Here is an 18,707-nt window from a genome sequence, read left to right as displayed (position 1 = left end):
GGCGGCGTTCGTGTCAATGGCCCGTACAGCAATTGTCGAGGCAGCCGGGGCTCACTTGAACGGTGACCTCACGGGTTTCCGACGTTGATACGGTTGTGCTGTTGACTGGATAAATTTGCGTTTTTATCTGAAGTGGCGCGTTGATCAAGCCATCGTCTATGATCAACTTCGCCGTCGCGGCAGCACGTTTCGTTGCGAGTCGATCGGGGGAGGTTTCATTTCTTGACGCGCTGCCAATGATGTCTATCCAGTTTTGTATTGGATATTTTGTGTTCATTGCCAAGACCCATCGTGCAATTCGCATTCGTTCGGATTCGGAGACTTCGTGACTGTTGGGTGGGAATGCAACGAAAAATTGCTGTGACGGCAGATTTTGTGATTCCTGGCATTTTGCTGCAGCATCTGTGAAGAAAAAGAACGACGTTGCGATGGGGGCGATTAGTGCCGTGAAAATTATTCTGAGCATGGTTGCGTTCGTGTTCCCGGAATCTTGAAAAATCATATTTTCGAGTGACTATGTCTATAGAACTCGTTCGAAATTTTCGAATGCAGAATATTTCTATGATTTTGACGTGACCGAATCGAATGATCGGGAACGATGCGACGAATCCGATGAACTTTGACGGCATAGTCGGATCGCTCGCGTGAGCGTGGACGTCGCGTACGGTTGGCTATCAGGGCAGATATGCCCATCGATTCGGCGAGTACCGCGCGCCGAATATGACGGAAATATCATCTTCGCCTCATGTTCGCACTGCGGCCGGACCGTAGCATCGGTCGCGAACCGTTACCGCAGAACCGAACATGCTCAAGCTCAACCTCGCCGTGGCCATCGTCTTCGCGATGGCCGCGACGGCTCATGCGCAGCCGTCGCTGTCGCCGGGGCCGGCCCCGGCTGCCTCCGGCAGCGCCGCGCCGATCGGCGCACCGCCCCCCGACACGCTCCCTTCCCGCTCGTTGACGCTTGCCGATGCGCTATCGGTCGCGGCCCGGAACAATCCGGCGCTGCGCGGCGCCCGCGCGGACGTCGATGCGTCGGCCGGCGCACTGATGCAGGCCGGTGCGCGTCCCAATCCCGAAGTGTCGTTCCTGCAGGAAGGATTTCGTCGCGCCGAGCGCACGTCGACCGCGCTGATCAACCAGACGATCGAACTCGGCGGCAAGCGCAGCGCGCGGCTCGATGTCGCGTCGTACGGCAGGGAAGCGGCGAATGCATCGCTCGACGAGCAGGGCGCCGTCGTGCGCGCCGACGTGATCGCCGCGTTCTACGGGCTGCTCGCCGCGCAGCGCCAGCTTCAGGTGACCGAGGAATCGGCCGCGATCGCCGCGCGCTCCGCGGATCTCGCGAGCCGCCGCGCACAGGCCGGCAAGGTGTCGCCGGTCGAGGCGACCAAGGCGCACGTGGCGGCGGCCGGCGTGCAGATCGAAGTCGTGACCGCGCGCGGCCGTGTCGAGGTTGCGCGCGAGAAGCTGAACGCGGTGATGGGCGAAGCAGGCGACGGCCGGCTTGCGGTGCAGGGCGACCTCGAAGCCGTGCCGCCGGTCGAGCCGCTGTCCGCGCTGACCGCGCAGCTCGACGATTCTCCGCTTGCCCGGATCGCGCGCGCCGAAATGCTGCGCTCGAACGCGGCCGTGTCGCTCGAACGTGCGCGGCGCATTCCGGACGTGACGATCAGTGCCGGCGTGAAACGCGTGACCACGGGCGGCGTGCCGGACAACCAGGCGGTGGTCGGCGTGTCGATCCCGATTCCGCTGTTCAACACGAACAAGGGCGCGCTGCTCGAGGCGACGCACAAGGCCGCGCGCGCGAATGCCGATCTCGATCGCGAACGCACGCGCCTGCGGCTGGACCTCACGCAGGCGTACGCGAATTTCGAAGCCGCCGCGCAGGAAGCGCAGCGGCTGAAGTCCGACATCCTGCCGGCCGCGCGTCTCGCGCTCGACGCGATGTCGCGCGGCTACGAGCTCGGGAAGTTCAGCTTCCTCGACGTGCTCGACGCGCAGCGCACGCTGTTCCAGGGCCAGTCGCAATACGTGCGCGCGCTCGCCGATGCCCATACGGCCCGCGCCGACATCGGCCGGCTCGTCGGCACGCCGCTCGCACCGGTCGCGCAATAGCGCAACGGACGCCACTTTTACCTGAAGGATCACCATGTCACGCAGCAGAATCATGATCATCGCGGCGGTCGTGCTCGGCAGTGCCGGGATCGTCATCGGCGCACTCGGCGTCACGCGCAACAGCGGCGGCAACGGCTCGGCCGCGGCCGAAGCCGCTTCATCCGCCGAAGCCGTCGGCGAGCGCGGCGGTGTCGTGCTCAAGCGCGGCAAGCTGTCCGTCGAAATCGTGATGACGGAGAAGCCCGGCGACGCGCGCCTCATCGTCTATCCGTTCGTCGACGGCAAGCCGGCCGACAAGGGCGTCACCGTGTCCGGCACGCTGGTTCGCTACGACCGCACGCACGAGCCGTTGCGTTTCGACGCGGCTGGCCAGAAGTTCGTGTCCGCGCAGTCGATCGGCAAGCCGCACGTGTTCGACGCGACGATCGATGTGAAGGCGGGCAACGAATCGGCGTCGTTCCCGTTCGCCCGCGCCGACGGCGCGATCGCGCTGACCGACGCGCAGCTCGCGGCTTCGAAGATCGCGCTGGCGAAGGTCGGCCCCGCGCGGATCGCGACGCCGTTCCAGTTGCCGGGCGAGATCAAGTTCAACGAGGATCGCACCGCGCACGTGGTGCCGCGCGTGGCCGGCATCGTCGAGCAGGTGTCGGTGTCGCTCGGGCAGAACGTCGCGAAGGGGCAGGTGCTGGCCGTGATCGCGAGCACCGATCTCGCCGACCGGCGCAGCGAGCTGCTGACGGCCGAGCGCCGTCTGTCGGGCGCTCGCGCGACCTACGAGCGCGAACGCACGCTGTGGAAGGAGCGCATCTCGGCCGAGCAGGACTACCAGCAGGCTCAGGTGCAGTTGCGTGAAGCCGAAATCGCCGTGCAGAACGCGCGGCAGAAGCTCGCTGCACTGAACGCACCGGTCGGCGCGGGCGCGCTGAACCGCTACGAACTGCGCGCGCCGTTCGCGGGCACGATCGTCGAGAAGCACGCGACGCCCGGCGAAGCGATCGCCGCCGATGCCAGCATGTTCGTGATCTCCGACCTGTCGACGGTATGGGCCGAGATGGCCGTGCCGGCGCAGCGATTGAACGACGTGCGGGTCGGCCGCGACGCGACGGTTATCGCAACCGCGTTCGAATCGCGTTCGAGCGGCCCGATCGCGTACGTGGGGTCGCTGCTCGGTGAACAGACGCGCACCGCGCCGGCGCGCGTCGTGCTGCCGAACCCGGACGGCGTGTGGCGGCCCGGGATGTTCGTGAACGTGTCGGTCGATGCGGGCAAGCAGGGCGTGCCGCTCGCGGTCGCGAGCGACGCGCTGCAGGACGTCGACGGCGCACCGTCAGTCTTCGTGCGCTCGTCGAAGGGTTTCGTCGCGCAAGCCGTCGAAACGGGCCGGCGCGACGAACGTGCGACCGAAGTGCTGAAGGGGCTCAAGCCGGGCCAGGAATACGCGGCGTCGAACAGCTTCGTGCTGAAGGCCGAACTCGGCAAGGGGAGCGCGGAACATGAATGAGCATTACGTGTGTGCCGTGGCACGCCTCGCGGCCCGATATGCGACCCGCTTTCCGGCCCGCCGGGTGACCGGCCGGGCGGCCCGTCCGTCGAGGGTGACCGTGCCCCGTTTCAAGGAATCCCGTCATGTTTGAGCGCCTGATCCGCTTTGCGATTGCGCACCGCTGGCTCGTGATGCTGGCGATCGCGGCCGTGGCCGCGCTGGGCGTGTTCAGCTACCAGAAGCTGCCGATCGACGCGGTGCCCGACATCACCAACGTGCAGGTCCAGATCAATACGGCCGCGCCCGGCTATTCGCCGCTGGAGGCCGAGCAGCGCATCACCTATCCGGTCGAGGCCGTGATGGCCGGCTTGCCAGGCCTCGAGCAGACGCGCTCGATCTCGCGCTACGGGCTGTCGCAGGTCACGGTGATCTTCAAGGACGGCACCGACATCTATTTCGCGCGGCAGCTCGTCAACGAGCGCATCCAGGAAGCGAAGGACAAGCTGCCGGCCGGTATCGCGCCCGCGATGGGGCCGACGTCGACGGGCCTCGGCGAGATCTACCTGTGGACCGTCGAGGCCGACGCCAACGCGCGCAAGCCCGACGGCACGCGCTATACGGCGGCCGACCTGCGCGAGCTGCAGGACTGGGTCGTCCGGCCGCAGCTGCGCAACGTGCGCGGCGTGACCGAGGTCAACTCGATCGGCGGCTACGTGAAGGAATACCGCGTCGCGCCGAATCCGGCCAAGCTGATGTCGTACGGGCTGACGCTCGCCGACGTCGTGCGCGCGCTGGAACGCAACAACGACAACGTCGGCGCTGGCTACATCGAGAAGCGCGGCGAGCAGTATCTGGTGCGCGTGCCGGGCCAGGCGCGCACCGTCGACGATATCGCCAGCATCGTGCTGACCAACGTCGGCGGCGTGCCGGTGCGGATGAAGGACGTGGGGCTGGTCGACATCGGCCGCGAGCTGCGCACCGGCGCGGCGACGTCGGACGGCGAAGAGGTCGTGCTCGGCACGGTCTTCATGCTGATGGGCGAGAACAGCCGCACGGTCGCGAAAGCCGTCGCCGCGAAGATGGAGGACGTGAACCGCACGCTGCCGGCGGGCGTGAAGGCGATTCCCGTGTACGACCGCACGGTGCTCGTCGAGAAGGCCGTCGCGACGGTGAAGAAGAACCTGCTCGAAGGCGCGATCCTCGTGATCGCCGTGCTGTTCCTGTTCCTCGGCAACATGCGCGCGGCGCTGATCACGGCGCTCGTGATCCCGCTGTCGATGCTGATGACCTTCACCGGGATGGTGAACGCGAAGGTGAGCGCGAACCTGATGAGCCTCGGCGCGCTCGACTTCGGAATCATCGTCGACGGCGCGGTGGTGATCGTGGAGAACTGCGTGAGGCGGCTCGCGCACGCGCAGGCCGCCGCGGGCCGGCCGCTCACACGCGACGAGCGCTTCGCGGAGGTGTTCGGTGCGTCGCAGGAAGCGCGTCGCGCGCTGATCTTCGGGCAACTGATCATCATGGTCGTGTACCTGCCGATCTTTGCGCTCACAGGTGTCGAAGGCAAGATGTTCCACCCGATGGCCATTACCGTCGTGATGGCGCTCGCGGCCGCGATGGTGCTGACCGTCACGTTCATTCCGGCGGCTGTCGCGCTGTTCATCGGCGAGCGTGTCGAGGAGAAGGAGAACCGGCTGATGAGCTGGGCGCGGCGCGCGTACGAGCCGGCGCTCGCCGCATTCATGACGCGCCCGGCGCGCGTGATGGTCGGTGCGGGCGTGATCGTGCTGGCCACGCTCGGGCTGGCCACGCGGCTCGGCAGCGAGTTCATCCCGAGCCTGAACGAAGGGGACCTGGCCGTTGCCGCATTGCGGATTCCCGGCACGAGCCTGTCGCAGTCGGTCGAGATGCAGAAGTCGATCGAGAAGACGCTGAAGGCGCGCTTCCCCGAGATCGAGCGCGTGTTCGCGCGCACCGGCACGGCCGAGATCGCGGCCGACCCGATGCCGCCGAACCTGTCGGACGGCTACATCATGCTGAAGCCCGCCGACAAGTGGCCCGACCCGAAGAAGCCGCGCGACCAGCTCGTGCGCGAGATCGAGGAAGCGCTCGCCGAGCTGCCGGGCAACGCGTACGAGTTCTCGCAGCCGATCCAGCTGCGCTTCAACGAACTGATCTCGGGCGTGCGCAGCGACGTCGCCGTGAAGATCTTCGGCGACGACATGGCCGTGCTGAACCAGACCGGCGAGCAGATCGCGGCCGCGCTGCAGAAGGTGCCGGGCGCGTCGGAGGTGAAGGTCGAGCAGACCACCGGCCTGCCCGTGCTGACCGTCAACCTCGATCGCGACAAGCTCGCGCGCTACGGCGTGAGCGTTGCGGACCTGCAGGATTCGGTGGCCGCGGCCGTCGGCGGGCAGAAGGCCGGCACGCTGTTCCAGGGCGACCGTCGCTTCGACATCGTCGTGCGGCTGCCCGACGAGCTGCGCTCGGACATCGAGGCGATCAAGCGGCTGCCGATCGCGCTGCCCGCACCGGCGGCCGGCGCCAGCGCGCCGCTCGCGGCAGCGCCGTACGTGCCGCTCGCGGAACTGGCGACGATCGACGTCGCGCCGGGCCCGAACCAGATCAGCCGTGAGGACGGCAAGCGGCGGGTGGTCGTCAGCGCGAACGTGCGCGGCCGCGACGTCGGGTCGTTCGTCGCCGATGCGCGCGAGCAGCTGCAGCAGGACGTGCGCGTGCCGGCCGGCTACTGGGTGTCGTGGGGCGGGCAGTTCGAGCAGCTGCAGAGCGCAAGCGAGCGCCTGAAGCTCGTCGTGCCGCTCGCGCTGTTCATGGTGTTCGTGCTGCTGTTCGTGATGTTCAACAATGTGAAGGACGGGCTGCTCGTGTTTACCGGCATTCCGTTCGCGCTGAGCGGCGGCGTCGTGTCGCTGTGGTTGCGCGGGATTCCGCTGTCGATCACGGCGGCGGTCGGCTTCATCGCGCTATCGGGCGTGGCCGTGCTCAACGGGCTCGTGATGATCTCGTTCATCCGCAACCTGCGCGACGAAGGCATGCCGCTCGAGGCCGCCGTGCGCGAAGGCGCGCTCACGCGGCTGCGGCCGGTGCTGATGACGGCACTCGTCGCGTCGCTGGGCTTCCTGCCGATGGCGTTCGCGACCGGCACCGGCGCCGAGGTGCAGCGCCCGCTCGCGACGGTCGTGATCGGCGGTATCCTGTCGTCCACGGCGCTGACGCTGCTGGTGCTGCCGGTGCTGTACCGTGTCAGCCATGCGGTGTCGTGGCGCGCGGCGTTGCGCGGCGGCTTCGGCTCGGGCGTGCTGCGCCGGCTGGGTTTCTTCAAGGGTAATGCGTGATGCGAATTCTGATTGTCGAGGATGAACCGAAGACGGGCGCGTACCTGCGCAAGGGGCTGACCGAGGCCGGCTATGTCGTCGACTGGGTCGAGGACGGCATCACGGGCCAGCATCAGGCCGAGACCGAGGAATACGACCTGCTCGTGCTCGACGTGATGCTGCCCGGCCAGGACGGCTGGACGCTGCTGCAGAACCTGCGGCGCAGCAAGTCGACGCCCGTGCTGTTCCTCACCGCGCGCGACGATGTCGGCGATCGCGTGAAGGGGCTCGAGCTCGGCGCCGACGACTATCTCGCGAAACCGTTCGACTTCGTCGAGCTGACCGCGCGCATCAAGTCGATCCTGCGGCGCGGCCAGCCGCGCGATTCGAACACGCTGCGTGTGGCCGATCTCGAACTCGACCTCACCCGCCGCAAGGCCACCCGGCAGGGCGACACGATCCTGCTGACCGCGAAGGAGTTCGCGCTGCTGTGGCTGCTGATGCGCCGCGAGGGCGAGATCCTGCCGCGCGCGACGATCGCGTCGCAGGTGTGGGACATGAATTTCAACAGCGACACGAACGTCGTCGATTCGGCGATCCGGCGCCTGCGCTCGAAGATCGACGACGCGTACGACCCGAAGCTGATCCACACCGTGCGCGGCATGGGCTACGTGCTCGAGGCGCGCGGCGGCAACGCGGCATGATCGCGCGCCTGCTGCCGCGCACGCTGCGCGGACGCCTGACCGCGCTGATCATCCTGTCGACGTCGGTGATCCTCGCGTCGAGCGGCGTCGCGCTGTACGAGGCGCTGAGCAATCGCGTCGACACGACGGCGGCCGAGCAGATGGCCGGCATATCCGCCGCGTTGGGCGCGCATCTGGCCGAAGCACGCTCGACGGCCGACGTCGCGCGCAACATCGACATCTGGATCGACCAGTTGCATGGTCATCCGAACATGGATCTCGCAATCTTCGATGCCACGGGGGCGCGTCTGGTCGGCACGCCCGGCTTCCGCCCGTATGGGCCGCTGATGTCGCTGGATGCGGGCCGCGTGCCGGTCGGCGTCGCGCCACCCGGCACGCGGCACCAGTATCTGGTGACGAATGTGCCGCTTGCCGGTGCGGGCACGGGTGTTCCCGTGGTGCGTGTCGTGGTGCAGTACGACCGCAGCGCCGACGTGCTGCTGCTGCGCACGCATGCTTATACGATCGTCGTGATCGAGGTGTTCGGCGTGGTGCTCGCGGCCGTGATCGCATACGGCATCGCGGCGCTCGGCTTGAGCCCGCTGCGGCGGTTCGCGGCGCGCGCCGAACAGATGTCGACGAGCCGGCTCGCCCATCCGCTGCCGGCGCTCGATACGGCCGGCGAACTGAAGGAGCTCGAGCACGCGTTCAACGGCATGCTCGAGCGGTTGAACGAATCGTTCACGCGGCTGAGCCAGTTCTCGTCGAATCTCGCGCACGACATGCGCACGCCGCTCACGAACCTGCAGGCGGCCGCGCAGGTCGTGCTGTCGCAGCCGCGCAGCGCGGACGAATACCGGAACGTGATCGAGTCGAGCATCGACGAATACCAGCGGTTGTCGCGGATGATCGAGGACATGCTGTTCCTCGCGCGATCGGAGCAGGCCGGCACGTCGATCAGCGTGCGGCGCCTGGATGCGTCGGAAGAGGCGGGGCGCGTCGCGGGCTATTACGAGCCGCTGGCGGAGGATGCCGGCGTGACGGTGAAGGTCGACGGCCATGCGTGGGTCGACGCGGACCTGACGCTGTACCAGCGCGCGCTGAGCAACCTGCTGTCGAATGCGCTGGCCTACGCGCCGCGCGGCAGCATCGTGACGATCGATTGCATGGAGCAGGGCGGGGCGACGACGATCGCCGTGTCGGATACGGGGCCCGGCATCGAGGCCCGGCACGTCGGAAGGATCTTCGAGCGCTTTTATCGCATCGATCCGTCCCGGCACAACTCGGCGCAGGGGACGGGGTTGGGGCTCGCGATCGTCCGGTCGATCATGGACAATCACGGCGGCGAATGCGGCGTCGACAGCGACCCCGGCCGGCGCACGACGTTCTGGCTGCGCTTTCCGCGCCGGCCGGCCGAGCCGATACGGCCGGCGGCCATCCATACCTGACACCGCCGGTGGGCACGCCCGCGCGTTCGCCATGAGGCGGCCGTGCGCGGCGCGCCGCTTGCGGTCGTATGACCGGGCATCATCTCTGCGCGGTCAGGTTGTCGTGGTTGTCGGTCTGCGGCTTCTTCTCGCCGCCATGCACCGAAATTCCATGCAGCTCCTTGTTGCGCGCGACGAGCTCGCCGGTCGGCGGGTACTGCGTCTTGCTCACCGGCACGACGCCGTCGTGCTGCGCCTGCTTCAGTTCATTGACGACCTGCGTGCGGGTCTTGCCCTGCGTTTGCGTCTGCGCGAATGCGCCCTGCGTGGCCATGCCGAGCGACAGCGTGGCGGTGACGAACAGTGCTGCGAGCTTTGCGGTTTTCATCGAGTGCTCTCCTTGATCACGGCCGCCGGGTGGCGAACCATGGACCCAGTATGCGAAAGCAGCCGTGCGTGATCGTGATCGCGAGATGAAAAATGCGTCAGATTGCGTGATGAGGGGCGGTGCCGTTCGGACGCGACCGACATGACGCAATCGTCATGTTCGGGTCACGGGCGCGATGAGCGGGAAGCGGAACATGAAGTCCGCCGATGGTCGATGTGGCCGGCGGCATTCATGCCGTTCGCGATCGCTGTATGGAACGCGTGCGGTGTCGTTCAGACTTTCCTTCCGGACCGAAAAGTGCATCGTCCCGCCATTCGCCTAGCCTTGATCGCAGTCCTGATCGTCCCGCTGTTCTCGGGCTGCGCATCGACACGTTCCGGCACCCAGCCTACTGCGCAGGCCGCGCCCGCCGCTGCGAAAAAGCCGGTGCCGGCCGATCTCATGCCCGGCGAGCAGATCGACTACGCCGGGCATCGTTGCGGCAATCCGAACCTGTACGTAAAGACGCACAACTGCCTGTTTCCGCAACGCACTTCAACGCGCTGATCGTCGGCGCGCGATCAAAAAAAGGCCCGGCACTCGACGTGTCCGGGCCTAACGCGTGACGTGCCGTGCGGCAGCGACTCGCTTGCGTGGTCTGGAACGGGCGCTGCCCGTCACGTTTCCGATCGTAGCGATACGACGCTTCGCGAACCTGATCGGAACATGAAATTTTCGTCACGCGGCGCGCGTCATGCCGCTGCGGTCAGAACCGGTGGCGCAACCCGAGATTGACGATACCCTGCGTGCGCGTTCCGCCGTAGCCATACGAGCCGATCGACGCCTGCGCCGTTTGCGTGCCGCCGTCGAGCGTGCGCTGCTCCCCGTTCGCGCGTTGCCATGCGCCGACTGCATAGAGATCGGTGCGCTTCGACAGCACGTAGTCGGCGCCGGCGGACACCTGATGGTAGGTTGCGCCCGTATCGCCACGGGCGCGCGTGTAGCTGTAGCCGACGCCGACGAGCAGGCTGGGCGTCGCCTGGTAGTTGAAGAAGCCGCGTGCGGTGTCGTACTTCTGCGTGCTGCGGAACGCGGACATCGCATCGGCCTTGTACAGCGCGTTGCTGTAGTCGATGCCGATCGCGAACGGCGCGAAGTTGTAGCGCAATGCGCCGCGCGCGATGCCGATCGATTTCGCGGAGATGTAGCCGCCGTTGACCAGCGACCCGTCGAACGTGCCGTCGGACGTGCCGTTCCAGCCGGTCCGGTTGCCGTTGGCGAGCGACGAACGATTGGCCGCGTAGTAGTAGCCGCCGGCCACGTCGACCGGGCCGTTGCTGTACGACAGGCCAGCCGACCAGGTTTGCCCGGCGCCGCTCTTGCCGGCCACGCCGCCGAGCGCATACATGCCGACGAACTGGAGTCCGTTGATCACGGGCGACGTGTATTTCACCGCGTTGTCGGTGCGCGACGACGTGTCGTAGTTGTCGACGTCGCCGGGCGTCGCGTAGACGCTGCCGAAGTAGAAGTCGCCTGTGACCGGCCACGCGACATCCGCGAGTGCATCGTACTGGCGACCGAGCGTCAGCGTGCCCCAGCGTGCGCTTTCGAGGCCGACGAATGCCTGGCGGCCGAACATCCGGTTGCCCTGCCCGAGCGCGCCGGTGTTCGGATTGAAGCCGTTTTCCAGCGTGAAGATCGCTTTCAGCCCGCCGCCGAGATCTTCCGAGCCTTTCACCCCGAAGCGGTTGCCGAGCAGATTGCCGTTGCCGAGGCCGACGAGATTCCTGCCGTCCGCGTTGGCGTTCCATACGTACGTCAACGACGTATCGAACAGGCCGTATAACGTGACTTCCGATGCGTGGGCCGCGTGAGCGGTCGCGAGCAGCGCACCCGACATCATGGCGAGCCGAACTGGAGTTTTCATGGTGTGCCCCTGAAGGTCAAGATGATCGTTTCGTGCATCGATCGATTTCGTGCCGCGCGGGGTGCCGGCGGGCGCGGAATGTCGCGATGGCGCTGCCGATTCTGGAAACCGTTCGGATCGTGAAGGTGAGGGACAAATGAGAAAAATGTCATCGCCGCGTCATGCGTGCGGAAATGCGCGACGAATTGTCGTTCGTAGTGCGACGCATACGGTGTCGAGGTGGTGACGAAACCGTCATGCTGCGATCACGATTCCGCACCGCTGCCGGCTCAAAGTGAACGCTCCTGTCACGGATTTCCAGCAAACGCGAAGAGGAGAGTGCCATGCGCCATTTAGCGAAAGGAATCGTGCTCGCGGCGTGCCTGATGTCGACGGCCGCGATGGCGGCCGGCTGGCCGGAGCGAGCGTTGTCGCACGCGTCGGCGCATGACGTCGGCCGGCGCGCGAGCGAGCGGATGCGCTGCGAGTTCGCGGCCGTGCCGGCCGGCGAGTGGAGCGCGACGTTCACGCGCGGGCAATGCGAGGTCGGCAACGGCCGGCTGACGTTCGTGCCGGCCGATGCAGGCGGCGGATCGAATGGCGCGGAGAAACGGATCCTGCTCGGCGATATCCGCACCGCGTCGCATCAGTCGCGCAAGCTGAAGGAGCAACTGCAACTGACGTCCGGCGACGAAGTGATCGCGCTGAACGTGCTGACCGACGACGGCAGCCGCAAGTCGCGCGAACATGCGATCGACCTGTGGGCCGCGCTGCGCAACGAGGGCGTGACGCCCGTCAACGGCACGCGCATCGTCGATACGTATCCGACGGGCGCGACCACGTGGTAGCCGGCGTGTGGTCGTGCGCGGCTTATCCTGCCTTCACCGATCCTTCGATCAGGAAGAACACGATGAAGCCGATGAAGAACGCTGCCGTTGCGAACGGTGTTTCAGGTACCTCATGCGCTTCGACCAGCAGTTCTTCGGTGACGAGGTACAGCAGCGCGACGGTACCCAGCCCGAGCAGCGCTGCGTAGAGGTTGGGAGGAAGGCCGGCGAACGCGGCGTTACCGGCCACGGCCGCGATGCTCAGCAGCGCCGCGAGCCCGACCGGTACGACGATCGACAGCAGGCGGCCGATGCCGGCGGCCGCGAGCGCCGCGCTGACCGACAGCGCGAGGAACAGCACCTCGAGCGTCAGCGCGACGGTCAGGATGATCCCGCTTTCGTCGCTCGCGGAGAACGCGATCCCGAGTACGAGACCATCGATGACGAGGTCGATCGCGGTGACGACGATGAGGCTCACGGGCAGCCGCGCCGCTTCGAAGCGCGTCTCGATCGCGCCCGACAGCGCGCGGACCGCGAGCATCAGTGCGATGCCGAGCACGAAGCCGACGACGACCGGAAACAGCGCGTGCGCGCGGTCCTGCGGCAGCAGCTCGAGCGCGGCGGCTGCGAACACGATGCCGCCGGTGAAATGCTGGATGACGCTGGAAGTCTTTGGGCCGGGTGAGCGCCACGCGGCCGCGAGGGCACCGAAACAGGCCGCCAGCAAGGGCGGTAACGTGAGCAGCGCGAGCTTCGCGGTCGGTGTCATGAGGCCTCTCGGACGGTTGGCGTACCGCAGCGGGCTCAGCATCATGCTGCCCGCTGCATTGTACGGTTCGTGTACGCCGGGCGTAGCCCCGGCACCAACCGGCGATTGAACACCTTGAAGCCGCTTCAAGGTCAACCCGTTCGATGCAGGGCGCACCGGCAAGCCGGTGCGCCCGTGGCGGTCAAAGCTGCGCGAGCGCCTGGTCGAGATCGGCGAGCAGGTCGTCGATATGCTCGATGCCGATCGACAGCCGCACCGTTTCTTCCTTCACGCCGGCCTTCGCGAGTTCGGCCGGCGACAGTTGCCGGTGCGTCGTCGATGCCGGGTGCGTGGCGAGCGACTTCGTGTCGCCGATATTGACGAGCCGTGTGAACAGCTTCAGCGCGTCCTGGAATTTCGCGCCGCCGTCGCGGCCGCCCTTCACGCCGAACGTCAGGATGCCCGGCGCGCGGCCCGACAGGTAGCGCGCGACGAGCGGATGGTCCGGGTGATTGGGCAGGCCCGCGTAGTTCACCCATTCGACGTTTTCGTGGCGTGCGAGATGCTGCGCGATCTTCAGCGCGTTGTCGCTGATCCGCTCGATGCGCAGCGCCAGCGTCTCGATGCCCTGCAGGATCTGGAACGCATTGAACGGTGAAATGGCCGCGCCCATGTTGCGCAGCGGCACCACGCGTGCGCGGCCGATATACGCGGCCGGCCCGAACGCTTCCGTGTAGACGACACCGTGATAGCTGACGTCGGGTTCGTTCAGCCGCTTGAAGCGGTGCGCATGCTCGGCCCACGGGAACTTGCCCGAATCGACGATCGCGCCGCCGAGGCTCGTGCCGTGCCCGCCGAGATACTTCGTCAGCGAGTGCACGACGATATCCGCGCCGTGCTCGAACGGGCGCAGCAGGTACGGCGACGGCACCGTGTTGTCGACGATCAGCGGGATGCCGTGGCGATGCGCGACTTCCGCGAGCGCGGCGATGTCGGTGACGTTGCCGAGCGGGTTACCGACCGATTCCGCGAAGATCGCCTTCGTGCGTGCGTCGATCAGCGGCTCGAACGACGCGGGGTCGCGCGGATCGGCGAAGCGCGTCGTGATCCCGTATTGCGGCAGCGTATGCGCGAACAGGTTGTAGGTGCCGCCGTACAGCGAACTCGCGGACACGATGTTGTCGCCGGCTTCGGCGATCGTCTGGATCGCGTACGTGACGGCCGATTGCCCCGATGCGAGCGCCAGCGCGCCGATGCCGCCCTCGAGCGCGGCGATGCGCTGCTCGAGCACGTCCGTCGTCGGGTTCATGATCCGCGTGTAGATGTTGCCCTGGACCTTCAGGTCGAACAGGTCGGCGCCGTGCTGCGTGTCGTCGAATGCGTACGCAACGGTCTGGTAGATCGGTACGGCGACCGCGCGCGTGGTCGGGTCGGGACGATAACCGCCGTGCACGGCGATGGTTTCGAGGCGCCAGTTCGATGCGGCCTGATCGGTCATGGGTGCTCCGTCTGTTGTTGTGGTGGTCGAGCGATTATAGGAGCACGTGCGCACCTGCCCTTAGAACGAATGGTTTGTTGCTTATGGCGGGGCGGCGCATAAAATGCCTGTTCCGCAAACAAGGGGGGCGTGATGAATCAGGACCAGTGGAACCAGGTGGATGCGTATTTCTCCGCGACGCTCGTGCCATCCGACGACGCGCTCGACGCCGCGCTCGCGGCGAGCGACGCGGCGGGGCTGCCCGCGATCAACGTCGCGCCGAACCAGGGCAAGCTGCTGCAACTGCTCGCGACGATCCGCGGCGCACGGAGGATTCTCGAGGTCGGCACGCTCGGCGGCTACAGCACGATCTGGCTCGCGCGCGCGTTGCCGCCGGGCGGCACGCTCGTGACGCTCGAACTGAACCCGGAGCATGCAAAGGTCGCGACGCGGAACATCGCGCGTGCCGGGTTCGCGGAAGTCGTGACGGTGGTGGTCGGCAGTGCCAAGGATAGCCTCGCGCGGCTCGTCGACGCGGGTGAAGCACCGTTCGATTTCATCTTCATCGATGCCGACAAGGACAACAACCCGGTCTATCTCGACGCGGCGCTGAAGCTGTCGCGGCCCGGCACGGTGATCGTCGTCGACAACGTCGTGCGCGGCGGGCGCGTGGCCGATCCGGGCAATCGCGAACCCGACGTGGTCGGCGTGCGCGACGGGTTCGCGCGTCTCGCGGCTGCACCGAACCTCACGACGACCGCCGTGCAGACGGTCGGCCAGAAGGGCTGGGACGGGTTCTCGATCTCGATCGTCGGCGCGTGAGGTGATGCGTCAGCGGCTTCCTGCCGCATCGGCCCGTCGATACAGGCGTGGCCACTGATCGTCGAACAGGCCGTTGCAGGTGCCGTGCGTCGCGATGTCGCCGAGCACGAAGCGCCGGCCGTCGAAGATCCATGACGCGGTCGAGCCGCAATCACCGGCACTGCGCAGCCTCACCTTGCTCGACAACGTCGCGTTGGCGGAATCGTAGCCGGCCTCGGTCAGTTCGTTCGCGAACGACGCCGAATCGAGCCCCGCGTTCGCGTTCTCGCCGAAATTCATCGCCGTCGGCGTGAAGGGCGCCGTCCGTCGCACGCGATACCACAGGTCGGTGTGGTTATACATGCTGCTGGTCTGGCACGGTATCGCAACCAGTGCCTCGTCGGCGGAGATCGCCACGGCGCGCGATGCCTTCCGGCGATCGCTCGCCGACATTTCGTCTTCGACGTCGGCCGCACATTGCTTCACGTCACCGCCGAACTTCGCAAGCACCGCGTCGACGAGCGGGCGTTGCTCGGCGGCCGACAGGTCCGCGACGGCCGGTGCCGGCGTGACGGCGGGCGGCAGTGCCGGTGCGGCCGGTACCGACGACGCGGGCCGGGTACCGGGGCGCAGCAGCGCGGTGACGGTGCCGACCCGGCCCTGCGTGTCGTCGATCAACAGCAGCGCGGCATTCAATCCCGTCAACGGCGTGCGGGCGGTTTGCGCCGACGCCGGATCGCCGAAGCTCAGCAACTGTGCATTGCGCGAGGCGGTGAGCCATGCCGCAACCGTTGCCGGATCGTTGGTGCGGATCCGGAATGGATGCGCGTCGTCATCGTCCGGTTTGCCGCCGAATGCATGCCATTGGGCCGCCATGGCATCGAACGGGCGGCCATCCACGCGTGCGGTGCGCAGGTCCAGCGGCGCCGACGCGTAGAGGTCGAGCGAGGCCTGTGCGTCCGGGCCCGCATCGCGCGTCACGCGCAGGATCAGCCGGGTGCGTGCGTCGTCGATATCGTCGGCGTGGCTTTCGGCAATGCAACGGTTGCCGTTGTCGCAGACGACCGACCAGTTCTTGAAATCGCGCTCGACCGGCGGCCGCGCAAGCGGACGAGCCTGGGCGACGAGCGGGGAAACGGCGAGGAGGGTGGCGATGGCGAGCGAAAGGCGGTGCGACATGACGGTTCGTATCGACTGTGGAAGGGCGGGCGGAAGACGTCGGACTGCAAGCGCGTCGTCAGCAAGCGGCGCGGGTCGAAGGCTGCGGCGCATGCGGCGGCGCGCGTTACGGAACAGCGTCGAGTATACCGCCGCAATGTGTTGCGATCGCGACGACGACGCGTAGTGTGCGGGCACGGCGGTTGCTGGCCGGCATGGGGCGGACAAGCGCGGGTGAAAAAAAAGGCGCGACGCCCTCAGGCATCGCGCCGTTCACCTTTCATCGTCCGTCGACCACGTCGCGCAGGAACGCATCGAGCATCGCCACGTCGCCCCACGGCCGCTTGTATTCGCGATCGTGCTCGGCATCGGCGAGCATCGTCTCGACGAGCGCGTGGATCGCCGGCCGGCGCGGCCCGTACTCGCTTTCGTTCGCGCTCATCTTCAGCGCGAGCAACGCGTCGAGTTCCGCGCGCGCCGCCGGCTCGTGCACGGTGCCGTCGACGAGATCCACGAAGCGCATCGGCGGCATCCCGAGCCCCGCGTCGATCCAGCGCACCGCGAGCAGCGGCCGCAGCACGTACAGGTACTTCTTGTAACGCACCGTGTCGCCGTGCAGATAGCCGCGAAAGTTCTTCTTCGCCATCGCGAGGTAGTGGTGACGCCCGCGCACCGGCGAGAAGAACGCCGACGCGAGCGACCTGAGCCGCGGCGCCCAGCGCGCGTCTTCGCGATACACGACGGGCGAGTCGAGCCATTCGAGCAGCGTCGGGTTCGAGCGGCGCAGCAGTTGCAGCGCCTTGCGCAGTTCCCAGCCGCTGACGTCGAGTTCGTCGTCGAGCGGCCGCTCGATCACGTCGCGTTGCGACTCGACGCTCAGGTACCAGTCGCGCTTGTGTGCATACACGAAGCGCACGTCGTAATCGCTGTCCGGCGATGCGAACCCCCAGCCGCGGCTGCCCGATTCGCACGCGAAAAGCACGCTCACGTCGTGGCGGCGCTCTACTTCTTCAAGCTCCGCCATCACGCGCGCCCGCACGGCCGGGTCGACCGGATGTGCGCTGCGCACGGTCGTCAATTTTTCCGTTTTCATTGTTGTTGCTTCCTTTTCGTTGTGCGCGGCCGCCGGCCCTCGGCCGCGCACCGCGCTATCCTTTCACGCACACCACCTGGCGCAGCGTATGCACCACTTCGACGAGGCTGCGCTGGGCCGCCATCACCGCGTCGATGTCCTTGTAGGCCATCGGGATTTCGTCGACGACGCCCGAGTCCTTCCGGCATTCGACGCCCTGGGTTGCCTTCACCTGGTCGTCAACGGTGAAGCGGCGCTTCGCTTCGGTGCGGCTCATCGTCCGGCCCGCGCCGTGGCTGCACGAGCAGAAGCTGTCCGGGTTGCCGAGCCCGCGCACGATGAAGCTCTTCGCCCCCATCGATCCCGGAATGATCCCGAGCTGCCCCTTCTGCGCCGACACCGCACCCTTGCGCGTCACGAGCACGTCTTCGCCGAAGTGGCGTTCGCGCTGCACGTAGTTGTGGTGGCAGTTCACCGCGTGTTCGTCGACCGAGAACGGCTTGGCGATCACGCCGCGTGCCGCCCCGATCACCGCGTCCATCATCGCCTGCCGGTTGCGGCGCGCGTAGTCCTGCGCCCAGCCCACCGCTTCGACGTAGTCGTCGAAGTGCCGGCTGCCCTCGGTGAAATACGCGAGGTTGCGATCCGGCAGGTTCGCGATGTGCTGCCGCATGTCGGCCTGCGCGAGCTCGATGAACAGGCTGCCGATCGCGTTGCCGACGCCGCGCGAGCCGCTGTGCAGCATGAACCACACGTGGTCCGCTTCGTCGACGCACACTTCGATGAAGTGGTTGCCGGTGCCGAGCGTGCCGAGATGCGCGTAGTGGTTCGTCTTTTCCAGCTTCGGATACTTGTCGACGATCCGCTGGAAGCCCGGCTGCAGCGACTTCCACGATTCGGTCACGGCGGCCGGTGCGCGGTCGCCCCACGCGCCCGGATCGCGGCGGCCCGGCGCGCGGCCGTGCGGCACCGCGCGTTCGATCGCGCTGCGCAGGCCCGCGAGCGAATCCGGCAGGTCGGACGCCGTCAGCGTCGTGCGCGCGGCCATCATCCCGCAGCCGATGTCGACGCCGACCGCGGCCGGAATGATCGCGCCCTTCGTCGGGATCACGCTGCCGATCGTCGAGCCCTTGCCGAGGTGGACGTCCGGCATCACCGCGACGTGACTGAAGATGAACGGCATCTGCGCGGTGTTGCGCAATTGCGCGCGCGCTTCGTCTTCAACGGCCACGCCTTGCGTCCACATCTTCACCGGCTTGCCGTTCGCCAGTTCCATCACCTGGTAATCCATTTCACTCATGTTCA

The 18,707-nt window shown here is 67.0% G+C and carries 16 protein-coding genes; 8 read left to right on the top strand and 8 right to left on the bottom strand.

The window, feature by feature from the left end; all coding sequences use genetic code 11:
• Positions 1–13: 13 nt before the first annotated feature.
• Complete coding sequence (locus FFS49_RS36325) at positions 14–466, bottom strand: OmpA family protein (RefSeq protein WP_137910274.1); 453 nt, start codon at positions 464–466, stop codon at positions 14–16.
• A 338-nt stretch (positions 467–804) separates the two neighbouring features.
• Between FFS49_RS36325 and FFS49_RS36320 the strand changes: the two genes are divergently transcribed.
• From FFS49_RS36320 to FFS49_RS36300, 5 genes are all read left to right on the top strand, one after another.
• On the top strand, positions 805–2,118 hold the full coding sequence (locus FFS49_RS36320; RefSeq protein ID WP_137910273.1) for a TolC family protein: 1,314 nt from the start codon (positions 805–807) through the stop codon (positions 2,116–2,118).
• Positions 2,119–2,152: 34 nt separating this feature from the next.
• Complete coding sequence (locus FFS49_RS36315) at positions 2,153–3,619, top strand: efflux RND transporter periplasmic adaptor subunit (protein ID WP_137910272.1); 1,467 nt, start codon at positions 2,153–2,155, stop codon at positions 3,617–3,619.
• A 125-nt stretch (positions 3,620–3,744) separates the two neighbouring features.
• Positions 3,745–6,957: a CusA/CzcA family heavy metal efflux RND transporter gene (locus FFS49_RS36310; protein WP_137910271.1), complete on the top strand. Its 3,213-nt coding sequence runs from the start codon at positions 3,745–3,747 to the stop codon at positions 6,955–6,957.
• On the top strand, positions 6,957–7,640 hold the full coding sequence (gene irlR, locus FFS49_RS36305; protein ID WP_071333040.1) for a heavy metal response regulator transcription factor IrlR: 684 nt from the start codon (positions 6,957–6,959) through the stop codon (positions 7,638–7,640). Before FFS49_RS36310 ends, irlR begins: the two co-directional genes overlap by 1 nt.
• The gene (locus FFS49_RS36300) at positions 7,637–9,067 is read left to right on the top strand and encodes a heavy metal sensor histidine kinase (RefSeq protein WP_137910270.1); all 1,431 of its coding nucleotides are present in this window, start codon (positions 7,637–7,639) and stop codon (positions 9,065–9,067) included. Before irlR ends, FFS49_RS36300 begins: the two co-directional genes overlap by 4 nt.
• Positions 9,068–9,146: 79 nt before the next feature.
• On the opposite strand, the gene FFS49_RS36295 is transcribed toward FFS49_RS36300, so the two are convergent.
• On the bottom strand, positions 9,147–9,434 hold the full coding sequence (locus tag FFS49_RS36295; protein WP_039349334.1) for a DUF4148 domain-containing protein: 288 nt from the start codon (positions 9,432–9,434) through the stop codon (positions 9,147–9,149).
• Positions 9,435–9,575: 141 nt separating this feature from the next.
• Between FFS49_RS36295 and FFS49_RS36290 the strand changes: the two genes are divergently transcribed.
• Positions 9,576–9,980 carry a hypothetical protein gene (locus FFS49_RS36290; RefSeq protein ID WP_224755897.1) on the top strand — a complete coding sequence of 135 codons (405 nt, stop codon included), beginning with the start codon at positions 9,576–9,578 and terminating at the stop codon, positions 9,978–9,980.
• 199 nt (positions 9,981–10,179) lie between these two features.
• On the opposite strand, the gene FFS49_RS36285 is transcribed toward FFS49_RS36290, so the two are convergent.
• Positions 10,180–11,340, bottom strand: a complete 1,161-nt coding sequence (locus FFS49_RS36285) for a porin (protein WP_137910269.1) — start codon at positions 11,338–11,340, stop codon at positions 10,180–10,182.
• Between the two features lie 323 nt (positions 11,341–11,663).
• Between FFS49_RS36285 and FFS49_RS36280 the strand changes: the two genes are divergently transcribed.
• A complete protein-coding gene (locus FFS49_RS36280; protein ID WP_137910268.1) occupies positions 11,664–12,167 on the top strand; it encodes a hypothetical protein in 504 nt (167 codons plus the stop codon).
• Between the two features lie 22 nt (positions 12,168–12,189).
• Here the strand turns inward: FFS49_RS36280 and FFS49_RS36275 are convergent, their stop codons facing one another.
• Complete coding sequence (locus tag FFS49_RS36275; RefSeq protein ID WP_071333035.1) at positions 12,190–12,915, bottom strand: hypothetical protein; 726 nt, start codon at positions 12,913–12,915, stop codon at positions 12,190–12,192.
• A gap of 181 nt (positions 12,916–13,096) precedes the next feature.
• On the bottom strand, positions 13,097–14,392 hold the full coding sequence (locus tag FFS49_RS36270) for an aminotransferase class I/II-fold pyridoxal phosphate-dependent enzyme (protein ID WP_137910267.1): 1,296 nt from the start codon (positions 14,390–14,392) through the stop codon (positions 13,097–13,099).
• Between the two features lie 132 nt (positions 14,393–14,524).
• Here FFS49_RS36270 and FFS49_RS36265 point away from each other — a divergent pair, with 132 nt between their 5' ends.
• Positions 14,525–15,193, top strand: a complete 669-nt coding sequence (locus FFS49_RS36265; protein WP_137910266.1) for an O-methyltransferase — start codon at positions 14,525–14,527, stop codon at positions 15,191–15,193.
• A 9-nt stretch (positions 15,194–15,202) separates the two neighbouring features.
• Here FFS49_RS36265 and FFS49_RS36260 read toward each other — a convergent pair whose 3' ends face one another.
• The 3 genes from FFS49_RS36260 to FFS49_RS36250 form a co-directional block, all read right to left on the bottom strand.
• Positions 15,203–16,351, bottom strand: a complete 1,149-nt coding sequence (locus FFS49_RS36260; RefSeq protein ID WP_171026887.1) for a DUF1176 domain-containing protein — start codon at positions 16,349–16,351, stop codon at positions 15,203–15,205.
• Positions 16,352–16,610: 259 nt separating this feature from the next.
• Positions 16,611–17,423: a nucleotidyltransferase domain-containing protein gene (locus FFS49_RS36255; protein WP_137910264.1), complete on the bottom strand. Its 813-nt coding sequence runs from the start codon at positions 17,421–17,423 to the stop codon at positions 16,611–16,613.
• A 55-nt stretch (positions 17,424–17,478) separates the two neighbouring features.
• Positions 17,479–18,702 (bottom strand): RtcB family protein, encoded by a 1,224-nt coding sequence (locus tag FFS49_RS36250; protein WP_046549566.1) that lies wholly within the window; start codon positions 18,700–18,702, stop codon positions 17,479–17,481.
• Positions 18,703–18,707: the final 5 nt, after the last annotated feature.

This window comes from Burkholderia sp. 4NA327C6 (assembly GCF_005502655.1).
In the GTDB taxonomy this organism is placed as follows: Bacteria; Pseudomonadota; Gammaproteobacteria; order Burkholderiales; family Burkholderiaceae; genus Burkholderia; species Burkholderia contaminans.
This window is presented reverse-complemented; position numbering and strand designations above follow the sequence as displayed.

Coding starts and splice junctions, on each gene's coding strand:
- FFS49_RS36325 (WP_137910274.1), bottom strand. CDS start 466: ATGCTCAGAATAATTTTCACGGCACTAATCGCCCCCATCGCAACGTCG.
- FFS49_RS36320 (WP_137910273.1), top strand. CDS start 805: ATGCTCAAGCTCAACCTCGCCGTGGCCATCGTCTTCGCGATGGCCGCG.
- FFS49_RS36315 (WP_137910272.1), top strand. CDS start 2,153: ATGTCACGCAGCAGAATCATGATCATCGCGGCGGTCGTGCTCGGCAGT.
- FFS49_RS36310 (WP_137910271.1), top strand. CDS start 3,745: ATGTTTGAGCGCCTGATCCGCTTTGCGATTGCGCACCGCTGGCTCGTG.
- irlR (WP_071333040.1), top strand. CDS start 6,957: ATGCGAATTCTGATTGTCGAGGATGAACCGAAGACGGGCGCGTACCTG.
- FFS49_RS36300 (WP_137910270.1), top strand. CDS start 7,637: ATGATCGCGCGCCTGCTGCCGCGCACGCTGCGCGGACGCCTGACCGCG.
- FFS49_RS36295 (WP_039349334.1), bottom strand. CDS start 9,434: ATGAAAACCGCAAAGCTCGCAGCACTGTTCGTCACCGCCACGCTGTCG.
- FFS49_RS36290 (WP_224755897.1), top strand. CDS start 9,576: ATGACGCAATCGTCATGTTCGGGTCACGGGCGCGATGAGCGGGAAGCG.
- FFS49_RS36285 (WP_137910269.1), bottom strand. CDS start 11,340: ATGAAAACTCCAGTTCGGCTCGCCATGATGTCGGGTGCGCTGCTCGCG.
- FFS49_RS36280 (WP_137910268.1), top strand. CDS start 11,664: ATGCGCCATTTAGCGAAAGGAATCGTGCTCGCGGCGTGCCTGATGTCG.
- FFS49_RS36275 (WP_071333035.1), bottom strand. CDS start 12,915: ATGACACCGACCGCGAAGCTCGCGCTGCTCACGTTACCGCCCTTGCTG.
- FFS49_RS36270 (WP_137910267.1), bottom strand. CDS start 14,392: ATGACCGATCAGGCCGCATCGAACTGGCGCCTCGAAACCATCGCCGTG.
- FFS49_RS36265 (WP_137910266.1), top strand. CDS start 14,525: ATGAATCAGGACCAGTGGAACCAGGTGGATGCGTATTTCTCCGCGACG.
- FFS49_RS36260 (WP_171026887.1), bottom strand. CDS start 16,351: ATGTCGCACCGCCTTTCGCTCGCCATCGCCACCCTCCTCGCCGTTTCC.
- FFS49_RS36255 (WP_137910264.1), bottom strand. CDS start 17,423: ATGAAAACGGAAAAATTGACGACCGTGCGCAGCGCACATCCGGTCGAC.
- FFS49_RS36250 (WP_046549566.1), bottom strand. CDS start 18,702: ATGAGTGAAATGGATTACCAGGTGATGGAACTGGCGAACGGCAAGCCG.